At 62.3% G+C, this 11,998-nt stretch carries 11 protein-coding genes; 5 read left to right on the forward strand and 6 right to left on the reverse strand.

What is annotated here, in order from left to right; translation table 11 throughout:
• Positions 1–33: 33 nt before the first annotated feature.
• The 4 genes from bioD to bioB form a co-directional block, all read right to left on the reverse strand.
• Entirely contained in the window at positions 34–711 is a 678-nt protein-coding gene (gene bioD / locus I6L37_RS19190) for a dethiobiotin synthase (protein ID WP_124240368.1), read from the reverse strand.
• A gap of 71 nt (positions 712–782) precedes the next feature.
• Positions 783–1,604 carry a malonyl-ACP O-methyltransferase BioC gene (gene bioC, locus I6L37_RS19195; RefSeq protein ID WP_216992693.1) on the reverse strand — a complete coding sequence of 274 codons (822 nt, stop codon included), beginning with the start codon at positions 1,602–1,604 and terminating at the stop codon, positions 783–785.
• The gene (bioF, locus tag I6L37_RS19200; RefSeq protein WP_216992694.1) at positions 1,597–2,793 is read right to left on the reverse strand and encodes an 8-amino-7-oxononanoate synthase; all 1,197 of its coding nucleotides are present in this window, start codon (positions 2,791–2,793) and stop codon (positions 1,597–1,599) included. Before bioF ends, bioC begins: the two co-directional genes overlap by 8 nt.
• Complete coding sequence (bioB, locus tag I6L37_RS19205) at positions 2,790–3,887, reverse strand: biotin synthase BioB (protein WP_216992695.1); 1,098 nt, start codon at positions 3,885–3,887, stop codon at positions 2,790–2,792. The genes bioF and bioB overlap by 4 nt, the downstream gene beginning before the upstream one ends.
• A gap of 187 nt (positions 3,888–4,074) precedes the next feature.
• Here bioB and bioA point away from each other — a divergent pair, with 187 nt between their 5' ends.
• Positions 4,075–5,349 carry an adenosylmethionine--8-amino-7-oxononanoate transaminase gene (gene bioA, locus I6L37_RS19210; RefSeq protein WP_216992696.1) on the forward strand — a complete coding sequence of 425 codons (1,275 nt, stop codon included), beginning with the start codon at positions 4,075–4,077 and terminating at the stop codon, positions 5,347–5,349.
• A gap of 142 nt (positions 5,350–5,491) precedes the next feature.
• The gene (locus I6L37_RS19215; RefSeq protein ID WP_216992697.1) at positions 5,492–6,307 is read left to right on the forward strand and encodes a HAMP domain-containing protein; all 816 of its coding nucleotides are present in this window, start codon (positions 5,492–5,494) and stop codon (positions 6,305–6,307) included.
• On the opposite strand, the gene I6L37_RS19220 is transcribed toward I6L37_RS19215, so the two are convergent.
• Positions 6,304–6,648 carry a hypothetical protein gene (locus tag I6L37_RS19220; RefSeq protein ID WP_042072055.1) on the reverse strand — a complete coding sequence of 115 codons (345 nt, stop codon included), beginning with the start codon at positions 6,646–6,648 and terminating at the stop codon, positions 6,304–6,306. The two genes, I6L37_RS19215 and I6L37_RS19220, sit on opposite strands and share 4 nt — an antisense overlap.
• 188 nt (positions 6,649–6,836) lie before the next feature.
• On the opposite strand from I6L37_RS19220, the gene asnS reads away from it, so the two are divergent.
• From asnS to I6L37_RS19235, 3 genes are all read left to right on the forward strand, one after another.
• Positions 6,837–8,237, forward strand: coding sequence for an asparagine--tRNA ligase (gene asnS, locus I6L37_RS19225; RefSeq protein WP_216992698.1), 1,401 nt, complete (start codon positions 6,837–6,839; stop codon positions 8,235–8,237).
• 366 nt (positions 8,238–8,603) lie between these two features.
• Positions 8,604–9,947 (forward strand): anaerobic C4-dicarboxylate transporter, encoded by a 1,344-nt coding sequence (locus tag I6L37_RS19230; RefSeq protein ID WP_042025567.1) that lies wholly within the window; start codon positions 8,604–8,606, stop codon positions 9,945–9,947.
• Positions 9,948–10,072: 125 nt separating this feature from the next.
• The gene (locus tag I6L37_RS19235) at positions 10,073–10,729 is read left to right on the forward strand and encodes an adenine nucleotide alpha hydrolase (RefSeq protein WP_216992699.1); all 657 of its coding nucleotides are present in this window, start codon (positions 10,073–10,075) and stop codon (positions 10,727–10,729) included.
• Between the two features lie 78 nt (positions 10,730–10,807).
• Here I6L37_RS19235 and I6L37_RS19240 read toward each other — a convergent pair whose 3' ends face one another.
• A complete protein-coding gene (locus I6L37_RS19240) occupies positions 10,808–11,947 on the reverse strand; it encodes a M20 family metallopeptidase (protein WP_216994214.1) in 1,140 nt (379 codons plus the stop codon).
• Between the last annotated feature and the right edge of the window lie 51 nt (positions 11,948–11,998).

Here is an 11,998-nt window from a genome sequence, read left to right on the forward strand (position 1 = left end):
GGAAAATTCGATGAATGTTCGCTGAATGTGTCGTCACAGCAGTGGGGAGATATCCAGCCGTCCCTGCAAATTCGCTTCAAGTGGATTGTTTACAAAGGGGATTTCACCCAAAAACGGAGCAGGTATCAAGCCTCTCAAGGTGTCCAGATTTTCCTGATAGTGACTCATGGCGCCATGCAGCCGGTTGATAACCCAGCCCGCCACCGGCAAGTTGTCGTTGCGAATGGCGGCAAAAGTGAGCAGCGCATGGTTGAGACAGCCCAGCTTGGCTCCCACCACCATGATCACCGCCATGTTCTCCTGCTTCACCCAGTCCGACATCAGATGCTGGCGATCCAGCGGCAGATACCAGCCTCCCGCCCCTTCCACCACGGTCAGCTCGGCCCCGGCCTGTTCAATCTTGCGCAGCCCCTCGCTGATCCCCTGCATGTCGATGGGCTGGCGCACCTCGCTGGCGGCGATATGGGGGGCGATGGGGGGCTCATAGGCAAACGGATTGACCAGATCGTAAGGCAGCGCAAGGCTCGCCGCCTCCTGCAAGAGCACGGCGTCGAGATTGCGCAGCCCGTCCGGGGTGCGGGCACAACCCGCCGACACCGGCTTGTAGCCTGCACAACGGATCCCTTGGGCGCTGAACTCCCTAAGCAGGGTCCGGGCCACCAGGGTCTTGCCCACGTCGGTATCGGTGCCGGTAATAAAAAATGATTTCATCTTCTTCTCTCCCTGGCGTGACAGCGAGCTCACTGCCCCTGCCACGCCGCAATTCCAACATCCGCTTCACGTCAGACCGGTTTGTCGATCCGGCCAAGACAGACCCGATAGCTGGCGACCAGCTGGCCATCCGGCTGGCGAAAGGCCTCGTAGGCCTGGCCAAGACGCTGCAAGCGGGCGCGGCCGCTCAGACCCACGCCGCTGTTGACCTGGTTGTCGTTGACCTCATTGGCGCCGATCCCCTTGAGATCGCGCAGCAACTGCGTCACGTCAAGATAGGCAAGATCCCAGGTCTGACACTGCAAGCGGGGAGCGGTGACCCCGGCCGCCGCCAGCGCCTGCTCCAATTGTGGCAGGCTGAGGAAGCGATTGACATGGGCACGGCCGTCCACCTGTTGCCAGGCGGTGCGCAGTTGCCAGAGCGACTCGTCCAGCAGGATGGAGAAAAAGAGCTGGCCACCGGGTCTGAGCACCCGCATCAGCTCGCCAAAGGCCTGGGCCGGCCGCTCGCACCATTGCAACGCCAAACTGGAAAAGACCCAGTCAAAGGCGTTGTCGGCAAAAGGCAACTGCTCGGCATCGCCACACACCAGGCGGGCGCCGCTGCCGCGCTCCGCGGCCCGGGCCAGCATGCCGGGGGCGAGATCCAGCCCCACCAGGCTCTGACAGCGATCGGCGAGTGCGGGCAGAAAATATCCGGTGCCGCAGCCGAGATCCAGCCCGGCGCAGGCCACATCACAGCCAACCAGACTGGTAGCCCCCTGCGGCATCAACCCCAGCAGCGCCTGCCCCACCTCCTGCTGAAAGCGGGCGTGGGCATCGTAGTGTCGGGCGGCGGCGCCGAAGCGGCGGGCGAGGCGGGCCTTGTCGACCGACTGAAAACGCTCATGCATCCTGGGTGCCTCCCGCGCTGTAGACAAAGGGGCAAGAACCAAGAGCATCAAGCAGCCGATCGATATCCTCATCCCTGTGAGCGGCGCTCAAGGTGATGCGAAGACGCGCCGTACCGACCGGCACAGTGGGCGGACGGATGGCACCGGCCCAGACGCCGCACCCCCGCAGCCGCTCGGCTAGTCGCAGGGCAGCACCGCTCTCCCCCACCAGCAGCGGCTGGATGGGGGTATCGCTCGCGCCAAGCTGCCAGCCCAATGCCTGCGCTCCCTGCCGAAAACGAGCAATAAGGCGGGCAAGATGGGTACGGGACTCATCGGCCCCGCGCACCAGCTCGATGCTCTGGCTCACGGCGCAGGCCTGGGCGGCCGGCATATGGGTGCTGTAGACATAGTGGCGCGCGAAGTTGACCAGATACTCCACCAGCTCACGACTACCGCCGACAAAGGCGCCGGCCACCCCGAGCGCCTTGCCGAAGGTCCCCATCTGGATGTGCACACGGGCAGGATCCACCCCCTGCGCCGCCAGGGTGCCGCGCCCCTCTGGGCCCAGCACGCCGAGGCCGTGAGCGTCGTCAATCATCAGCCAGTTGCCGCTTTGGGTGGCCAGGGCTGCGAGCTCGCGCCAGGGTCCCTGATCCCCGTCCATGCTGAACACTCCTTCCGAGACGATGAGCCCACGGTTTGGCTCAAGTTGACGTTCAAGGGCCGCCATATCGTTGTGGCCAAAGCGCTTCATCCTGCAGGGAAGCTGGCTGCCCATCTCCTGCAGGGAGGCGTGGTTTAGCCTGTCTTGCCACAGCAGATGATCCTTGCCGAGCAAGGCTTTCAGCACCGCCTGATTGGCGGAAAAGCCGCAGTTGAAGAGCAGTACCGCCTCCAGCCCAAGCCAGTCAGCCAGCGTCTCTTCCAGCTGCTGATGAGCGCGGCTGTAGCCGGTCACCAGCGGCGAGGCGCCCGCGCCCGCGCCATAACGCTCAATTCCCTCTTTGAAGGTAGCCTTGATGGCGGAGTGACCGGCAAGCCCCAGATAGTCGTTGGCGGAGAAGTTGAGGTACTCTCGCCCCGCCACCCTGAGTCGCCCACCGCTCGCCCCGTCGGTGGCAACGCGGCTGCGTAGCAGGGCGGCCTGCTCACGCGTTGCCAGCACCTCTCCTAGCGCAAAGGGGCTATTTACCACGGGGGCGTTCATGAGCGAACGCCGCTGGTACTGGGGGTCTTCGTTTTGGTGGCGTCATAGAAGAGATCCCTTGGCTCGCTCTGGCGACTCACCTCGGCCAGCAGTTCTTCTTCCTGTACCTGATCCGGCTTCTGGGCCCGCTGGGCGGGGCGGATGCCGAGCCGCTTGAAGAGCTGCATGTCGCTGTTTTCGTCCGGGTTCGGGGTGGTCAGCAGCTTGCAGCCATAAAAAATCGAATTTGCCCCCGCCATAAAGCACATGGCCTGCATCTGCTCGTTCATCTTCTCCCGTCCGGCTGAGAGGCGCACATGGGAGGCCGGCATCATGATGCGCGCCACGGCGATGGTGCGGATAAATTCGAACGGATCCAGGTTTTCCTGGTTCTCCAGCGGCGTCCCCTTCACCTTGACCAGCATGTTGATGGGTACACTCTCCGGGTGGCGCGGCAGGTTGGCCAGCGCCATCAAGAGGCCCGCCCGATCCTTGGCCTGCTCCCCCATGCCGACGATGCCGCCGGAGCAGACCTTCATGCCGGCGCTGCGCACGTGCTCCAGGGTATCGAGTCTGTCCTGATAGGTTCGGGTGGTGATGATGTCGCCGTAAAACTCCGGTGAGGTGTCGAGGTTGTGGTTGTAGTAATCAAGGCCGGCGGCGCCGAGGCGCGCCGCCTGATCGGCGGTGAGCATGCCCAAGGTCATGCAGGTCTCCATGCCGAGCCCGCGCACCTCCTCGATCATCCGCAAGATATAGGGCATGTCCTTCTCTTTGGGGTTGCGCCAAGCCGCCCCCATGCAAAAACGCGACGACCCGTTGGCCTTGGCTTCGCGGGCCCGCTCCAGCACCTTCTCCACCTCCATCAGCCGCTCGGCCTCAAGCCCGGTGTGATAGCGGGCGCTCTGGGGGCAATATTTGCAATCCTCCGGGCAGGCGCCGGTCTTGATGGAGAGCAGGGTGCTCACCTGCACCTCGTTGGGATCGAAATGGGCGCGGTGCACCGTCTGGGCCTGGAACAGCAGATCGTTGAATGGCAGGGCAAACAGGGCCTGAACCTCGGCGAGGGTCCAGTCGTGACGAAGGGCGTGGCCGCCCCGGGTGAGAGCATTCATACATGGCTTCCGGTTGTTATTGGTGGGATCCTGCGCGCCTCCCTAGAGTGCGTGCAAAATCCGCCACCGGGCCCGGGCGAGCAAAAGTGCGCGCAGGGCCAAGTAGCTGAAATTGTTGGCTAGTGTAGAGAGCAGGCGTAGACTGTCAACACCGACCAGATCAAACAAATTGACAATAGAACAACAAATGACCAACCAGGAATTCGACCTGCACCATGTGTGGCACCCCTATACCTCCCTCACCCATCCCCTGCCCTGCTATGAAGTGGCCAGTGCCAGGGGAGTGACCCTTACCCTGACGGATGGCCGTGAACTGGTGGACGGCATGAGCTCCTGGTGGGCCTGCGTCCACGGCTATCAGGTGCCGGAGCTCGACGCCGCCGCCACTGCCCAGCTCGGCAAGATGTCCCACGTGATGTTTGGCGGCCTGACCCATGCTCCGGCGGTGGAGCTCTGCCGCAAGCTGGTGGAAATCACCCCAAAGGGGCTGGATCGGGTGTTTCTGGCGGACTCAGGCTCGGTGGCAGTGGAGGTGGCGCTCAAGATGGCGCAGCAGTACTGGCACGCCAAAGGGACGCCCAGGGCCAAATTTGTCGCCCTGCGCGGTGGCTATCACGGCGACACCTTCGGCGCCATGAGCGTGTGCGATCCGGGTGGCGGCATGCACGAGCTCTATCAGGGCTTCCTGCCCGAGCACTATTTCGTGGAAGCCCCCAGCTGTCGCTTTCACGCCGAGTGGGACGAGCAGTGCGTGGTGGAGCTGGCGACGCTTATGGCAGACACCCATGAGGAAATCGCCGCCATCGTGCTCGAACCCATCGTCCAGGGGGCGGGCGGCATGCGCTTCTACCACCCGCGCTATCTGCAGTGGGTGCGCGCCCTGTGCGACGAGTTCGGCGTGCTCTTGATTGCCGACGAGATTGCCACCGGCTTTGGCCGCACCGGCCAACTGTTTGCCTGCGACTGGGCCGGCATCAGCCCCGACATCATGTGTCTGGGCAAGGCGCTCACCGGGGGCTACCTCACCCTGTCGGCGACCCTGACCACCGAACATGTCGCCCGCACTATCTGCGACGGGAAAGCGGGGATCTTTATGCACGGCCCCACCTTTATGGGCAATCCATTAGCGTGTGCGGTCGCCAATGCCTCCATCGAGCTGCTGCTGGCCTCGCCTTGGCAGGAGCGAGTGCGCGCCATCGAGCACCAACTGCGCACCGAACTGGTGGAACTGACCCTGCACCCGGCGGTGGCGGACGTGCGGGTACTCGGCGCCATCGGCGTGGTGGAGATGAAGGAGCGGGTGGACGTGGCGCGCATCCAGCGCAAGTTCGTGTCACTTGGGGCCTGGATCCGCCCCTTTAGCAAGCTCATCTACCTGATGCCGCCCTTTGTCATCACTCCTGAAGAGCTCGGCGTGCTGACCCGCGCCATTCATGAGGCCATCCATCAGGGTGAGTATTGAGGCTGACGGACGAGCATCGCCATTTGTTGCATTGCAATGGCAACTTAATCTGGGTCCATTAGCCAGAATGTGAGCAAAACACCAGACCTGAGGCGCACGGGAGGGTAGACTGTAGCGGTTTTACCATACAGATCGACTCTCCATGCGCCTCTCCATTGCTGCCAAAATCAACTTCTTCCTGCTGTTCATCTTCTCCATGGTGCTGGTCTTTTCCGCGGCCTATCAGGCGGTGCGCGAGCGCGACCTCATCCTGACCCTGATCAAGGAGCAGAGCCGCGAGCAAACCGAAGCCTATTTCGACGGCCTCAACATGCTGATGCTGACCGGAAAGATGGATGCCCGCGATACCCTACGCACCAAGTTTCTGGAGCACGCCCATGTGGAGGATGCCCGCATCGTACGCGGCGAGGGGGTGAGCAAGCAGTATGGCCCCGGCTTCGAGAGCGAGCACCCCAAAGACAGGTTCGATGAGCTGGCACTGGCGGGGAAAGGCAGTCTGGAGGTGGTACACGACGGCATGCACAGCCGGCTGGTGGTGACCCAGCCGCTGCTGGCCAGAAAGGATTTTCGCGGCACCGACTGTACCAGTTGCCACCAGGTGGCGGAAAACAGCGTGCTGGGGGCGGTGCGCTTTGACTACTCCCTCGACTCCCTCTTTACCCGGGTCGAGCAGAACATCCTCACCTCGGCCCTGAGCCTCACAGTCATCTTCGGCCTGGGGCTCTTGCTCACCCTCTGGGTCATTCGCACCTGGATCGTTCGCCCCCTCAACCAGCTGACCCGCTCCATGGAGGAGGCTACCGATCTGCACGACTTTGGCCACCGCCTGGAGGGGGACGACGGTGACGAGATTGGCCGGGTGGCGCTCGCCTACAACCAGATGCTCGACAGCGTGGAGCGCCAGCTGGGCAAGCGCCCCAAGAAGCCGGACGAAGAGAACGACCGGGCAGCAGGCTAACCGACGTAATAAAAAAGCAGGCTGGCCAGCAAAATCAGCAGCAGGATGGCCAGATTGATATGACGGGCATCGTCCCGACGCCGGCTGCGCTTGCGCTCCAGCAGCAAGACCCCTAGGGTGAGGGCGCAACATCCCCACAATCCGTACACCAGCCAGGGGGTCAACGCCGGCTCCCAGTAGTTTCGCACTTCAATGCCGCCATAGACCAAAAAGCCGTAGGCTATCTCGGGGCGAGCATAGTGATAGAGGGAGAGCAGCACGATAAAGCCCCCCCAGCAGAGCACCACCAGCCCTCGCAATACCCTGGTCAGCCAATCCGGTCCACGTCGTCGCTCTTTCACCCGCCTCTCCTGCGTTGATGGCTCTCGTCTCGCGCAAAACATGCTGCAAACCCCAGCAGAGTCCGACATTTTTGCTTGTTTATCAAACCTGCACGGGTAAGATTAACGGCTTAGTCTGCCATGATGGGCCCTTGAATGCCCGGGCCAGACCCATAGCGCTGCAAGAACAAGCTGGAGACAATATTTCGATGACGCACGCATCCGTAGTAGATGTGCTGACCGGTAAACATGCGGTTGGCACCACCCTGACTGTACGAGGGTGGATCCGGACTCGCCGTGATTCCAAGGCGGGGATCTCATTTTTGGCCATTTCCGATGGCTCCTGTTTCCATCCGGTACAGGCCGTCGTCCCCAATACCCTGGCCAATTACGAGAATGAAGTGCTGCGTCTGACCACCGCCTGCTCCGTGGAAGTGACCGGCGTCGTTGCCGAATCCCAGGGCAGCGGCCAGGCCTTCGAGCTGCAGGCCACCGAGGTCAAGGTGGTCGGCTGGGTCGAAGACCCGGACACCTACCCGATGGCCGCCAAGCGCCACAGCATCGAGTACCTGCGCGAGCAAGCCCACCTGCGTCCGCGCACCAACATCGTTGGCGCTGTGACCCGGGTGCGTAACAGCCTGGCACAAGCCATCCATCGCTTCTTCCACGAGCAGGGCTTCGTCTGGGTTGCCACGCCGCTCATCACCGCCTCCGACACCGAAGGTGCCGGCGAGATGTTCCGCGTCTCCACCCTGGATCTGGAAAACCTGCCGCGTACCGACGCCGGCAAGGTGGACTACAACGAAGATTTCTTCGGCAAAGAGGCCTTCCTGACCGTATCCGGCCAGCTGAACGCCGAAACCTATGCCTGCGCCCTCTCCAAGGTCTACACCTTCGGGCCGACCTTCCGCGCCGAAAACTCCAACACCAGCCGTCACCTGGCCGAGTTCTGGATGGTCGAGCCGGAAGTGGCGTTCAACGATCTGGAAGATAACGCCGCCCTGGCCGAAGCCATGCTGAAGTATGTCTTCAACGCCGTGCTGACCGAGCGCCGCGACGATCTGGAGTTCTTCGCCCAGCACGTTGACAAGGACGCCATCGGCCGTCTGGAGCGCTTCGTCGCCTCCGACTTCGCCCAGATCGACTACACCGATGCCATCGAAGTGCTGAAAAACTGCGGCAAGAAGTTCGAGTTCCCGGTCTCCTGGGGTATCGATCTCTCCTCCGAGCACGAGCGCTATCTGGCCGAGGAGCACTTCAAGTCTCCGGTGGTGGTGAAGAACTACCCGAAAGACATCAAGGCCTTCTACATGCGTCTCAACGACGACGGCAAGACAGTTGCCGCCATGGACGTACTGGCCCCGGGCATCGGCGAGATCATCGGTGGTTCCCAGCGTGAAGAGCGTCTGGACGTGCTGGATGCCCGCCTGGCCGAGATGGGTCTGAACAAGGAAGACTACTGGTGGTATCGCGACCTGCGCCGCTACGGTACCGTGCCACACTCCGGCTTTGGTCTCGGCTTCGAGCGTCTGGTGGTCTACGTGACCGGCATGGGCAACGTGCGCGACGTGATCCCCTTCCCGCGTACCCCGCGCACCGCAGAGTTCTGATTACAGGCCTTTGCCGACAAAGCCGACCCCAGGGTCGGCTTTTTGCTATCTGCTTCTCCCCTACCCGGCCGTTGACCCCATCCTGTCCTTGGGTTTTGCAATGTCGCACGGTATTTATCCACGTTCCACCAGACCACAAGGGTCATACGTACCGGCCCCGGCACAGCAAAATGACAATTAAGTTAATACGTGGTTTTTAAGGCGTTAAATCAGAAAACGTCGACTTATTGAAGTATCTCAATTTTTTGCCCTTTTCCGGCGGGCAAAATACCGACTAACCCTTTAGGGCTAAATAAAAAACGGGCAATTCAGATCCATGAGGCCCGACACAACTCAGGCATGGATTCAATTACACGAGGTAATGGAATGATCTTGATGGAATTTTTGGTAGTACTCGGCTGTTTGCTGCTGGGTACCCGCTTTGGGGGCATGGGACTCGGTCTCATCAGTGGTATCGGTCTGTTCCTGCTGACCTTCGTGTTCGGTCTGGTGCCGGGCGAGCCGCCGGTGCAGGTGATGCTGACCATTCTGGCGGTGATCGGTTGTGCCGCCACCCTGCAGACCGCCGGCGGTCTCAACCTGATGATGCAGGTGGCAGAGCGCCTGCTGCGCCGTCACCCGCAATACATCACCATACTGGCTCCGCTCACCACCTGGACCCTCACCTTCCTGTGCGGTACCGGCCACGTGGTCTACACCATGTTCCCCATCATCGCCGACATCGCGCTGCAGAAGAACATCCGCCCCGAGCGTCCGATGGCAGTCGCTTCCGTTGCCTCCCAGATGGCCATCTGCGCCTCGCCGGTCTCGGTGGCCGTGGTCTCCATGGTCTCCATCCTGGCGGCGGCCCACGGCATCGGCCAGGCATACGGTCTGCTGGACATCCTGATGGTCGCCATTCCCTCCTCCCTGACCGGTGTCATCGTCGCCGCCCTCTGGAGCCTGCGTCGCGGCAAGGATCTGGACAAGGACGAGGAGTTCCAGGCCAAGATCCAGGATCCGGAACAGCGCGCCTTCATCTATGGCGGCGGTGAAACCCTGCTCAATACCAAGTTCCCGAAACAGGCCTACTGGTCGACCTGGATCTTCTTCGCCGCCATCGCAGCCGTGGTGATGCTGGGTGCCTATGAGGGTCTGCGTCCCGTCTTCACCATCAAGGAGAAGACTGGTCCCCTCTCCATGAACCTGGTGATCCAGATGATGATGCTGATCGCCGGCGCCTTCATCCTGATGGTCTGCAAGGTCAAGCCGGGCGAGATCTCCAACGGTGCCGTGTTCAAGGCCGGCATGGTCGCCATCTTCTCCGTATTCGGGGTTGCCTGGATGAGCGAAACCTTCTTCCAGGCCCACATGCCGCTGCTCAAGGAGACCCTGGCCCACGTGGTGCAGGCCCAGCCCTGGACCTACGCCCTGGTGCTGTTCCTCATCTCCAAGCTGGTGAACAGCCAGGCCGCAGCCCTCACCGCCATCGCCCCCATGGGTCTGGCGCTGGGTGTCGAGCCCAAGCTGCTGATCGCTTTCCTGCCGGCGAGCTACGGCTACTTCGTGCTGCCGACCTATCCGAGCGATCTGGCCTGTATCGGCTTCGACCGCTCCGGCACCACCCGCATCGGCAAGTTCATCATCAACCACAGCTTCATCATCCCGGGTCTTATCGGGGTGATCACCTCCTGTACCCTGGGCTATATCCTGACCAGCATACTGCTGTAACCGGACACTCCCATCCCGCAAGCCCCCGTCATCGGGGGCTTGTCATTTTGGGCCCGTGCTGCTTTGCCAAGCAGTCGACGCCCTAGTAGCATGCTTCCTCTCTTTTTTCACAAAAATGGAACCCCATGTCTCGCGTCATCCTGCTCTGGAGCGGCGGCAAAGATGCCATGCAGGCCCTCTGCCATGCCCGTGAACAGGGCCATCAGGTGGCGGCACTGGTGACCTTTGCGCCGCCCGAACCCCGCTTTCTCGCCCATCCACTGCATCAGATTCGCCGCCAGGCGGCCGCCCTCGCGCTCCCCCACCGGCTGGTCACCATCGAAGCGCCGTTCGAGCGAGGCTATGAGAATGCGCTGGCCCAGTTGCGCCGGGAGTGGGCCATCGATGGGGTGGTCACCGGCGATATCGACAGCGTGGGGGGCGCCAGCAACTGGATCCGCGAGCGCTGCCGCCCGCTCGGGATAACGGTTCATACCCCGCTCTGGCAACAATCCCGCGACGACTTGCTGGCGGATCTGCTGGCACGCGGCATCGTCGCTCACCTCTCCTGCGTCGATACCCGCTTCCTGACGCCCGACTGGGTCGGCCGGGTACTCGATGGTGAAATCATCGCCGAATTGCAGCAACTGGCCGCAAGCCAAGGCTTCGACGCCTGCGGCGAACAGGGGGAGTTTCATACCATGGTGACCGATGGCCCCGGGTTCAGCACCCCCGTGCGGCTCGGTCGCTGGCAGGTGGCGCAGGAGGGAAACCTCGCCTATCTGGCCGAAGAGGAGACGTGAGCCACGCCCCTCTTGGCCAATCGCAGAGATAAAAAACGGGAGGCATCCGCCTCCCGTTTTCATGGTCCTTGCGCAGGGCTATTTGGCCAGCTTGCCCAGCACCCGCTGCAGCAGGCGAATGCGCGGCTCTATGCTATCGAGCAGCAAAAACTCGGCCTCTGAGTGAAAACCGCCGCCCATGGGGCCAAAGCCATCCAGCGACGGCACTCCGGCCGCGGCGGTAAAGTTGGCATCCGATCCGCCGCCCGCCTCCAGCCAGTTGAAGGGGATCCCCTCCTCTTTGGCCGCCGCCTCCACCAGTGCCATTAGCGCCTGGGTGTCGCCACTTGGGCGCATCGCCGGCTTGAAGGTCTGGCGATCCACCTCGACCCGGCAACCTGGCAGGAAGGGGTTCTTGGCCATAAAGCCGAGCCTGTCGTGCACGGCGGCCGCCTCTTCATTGCTCCAGAAACGCAGGTCGACGATGGCCTCGGCATAATCCGGCACCACATTGACCCCGGTGCCCCCCTGTACCACCCCGACGTTCATGGTGGTGCCCGTCTCCATGTTGACCTGCTGGTTGATGGCAAGCACCCAGTTGGCGAGCTCGGTGATGGCCGAGATCCCTTCCGCCAGTGCAGAACCCGCGTGGGAGGCCTTGCCATGGAAGGTGATCCGGTACTTGGCATTGCCCTTGCGGGCGCTGATGAGATCCCCGTTCGGGCGCGCCGCCTCGGCCACCAGCACGCAGGCGCTCTGACGAGCCCTCTCCACCAGCCACTCTTTCGACCAGGGTGAACCAATCTCCTCATCGCAGTTGCAGCAGACCAGCACCCTGAGCTTGGCCAATACAGCCGGGTCCATCCCCTTGAGGGCATACCAGAGGGAGAGCAGGCCGCTCTTCATGTCCGATACCCCGGGACCAAAGGCCTGGTTGCCTTCGATTTTCAGCGGCCGCTTGGCCGCCGTCCCCTCGGGGAAGACGGTATCCATGTGACCAATCAGCATCACATCGTAGTGATCGGCGCCCGGCACATTGGTGATCTCGAGACAGGGGCCACATTCGGCGGCGAACCGGTGACGGCGCACTTGCCAACCGATGGACTCGAATTTCTCGGTCATGATGTCGGCGACCCTGGCCACCCCGGCCGGGGTGCGGGTGCCGCAATCCAGGTTGATGAGGGGGGCCAGATCCGCCAGATAGGTCTCAAGGGAAAAGGGTGTTTTTACATCGGTCATCATCTTCTCCATGCAACGACCCCCATGAGGGGGTCATCGTCGGCAACAGAG

This window comes from Aeromonas sp. FDAARGOS 1407 (genome assembly GCF_019048725.1).
GTDB classification, from domain to species: Bacteria; Pseudomonadota; Gammaproteobacteria; order Enterobacterales; family Aeromonadaceae; genus Aeromonas; species Aeromonas enteropelogenes.

Excerpts from the sequence above, each read along its gene's own strand:
- bioD (WP_124240368.1), bottom strand. The coding sequence starts at position 711 with ATGAAATCATTTTTTATTACCGGCACCGATACCGACGTGGGCAAGACC.
- bioC (WP_216992693.1), bottom strand. The coding sequence starts at position 1,604 with ATGCATGAGCGTTTTCAGTCGGTCGACAAGGCCCGCCTCGCCCGCCGC.
- bioF (WP_216992694.1), bottom strand. The coding sequence starts at position 2,793 with ATGAACGCCCCCGTGGTAAATAGCCCCTTTGCGCTAGGAGAGGTGCTG.
- bioB (WP_216992695.1), bottom strand. The coding sequence starts at position 3,887 with ATGAATGCTCTCACCCGGGGCGGCCACGCCCTTCGTCACGACTGGACC.
- bioA (WP_216992696.1), top strand. The coding sequence starts at position 4,075 with ATGACCAACCAGGAATTCGACCTGCACCATGTGTGGCACCCCTATACC.
- I6L37_RS19215 (WP_216992697.1), top strand. The coding sequence starts at position 5,492 with ATGCGCCTCTCCATTGCTGCCAAAATCAACTTCTTCCTGCTGTTCATC.
- asnS (WP_216992698.1), top strand. The coding sequence starts at position 6,837 with ATGACGCACGCATCCGTAGTAGATGTGCTGACCGGTAAACATGCGGTT.
- I6L37_RS19230 (WP_042025567.1), top strand. The coding sequence starts at position 8,604 with ATGATCTTGATGGAATTTTTGGTAGTACTCGGCTGTTTGCTGCTGGGT.
- I6L37_RS19235 (WP_216992699.1), top strand. The coding sequence starts at position 10,073 with ATGTCTCGCGTCATCCTGCTCTGGAGCGGCGGCAAAGATGCCATGCAG.
- I6L37_RS19240 (WP_216994214.1), bottom strand. The coding sequence starts at position 11,947 with ATGACCGATGTAAAAACACCCTTTTCCCTTGAGACCTATCTGGCGGAT.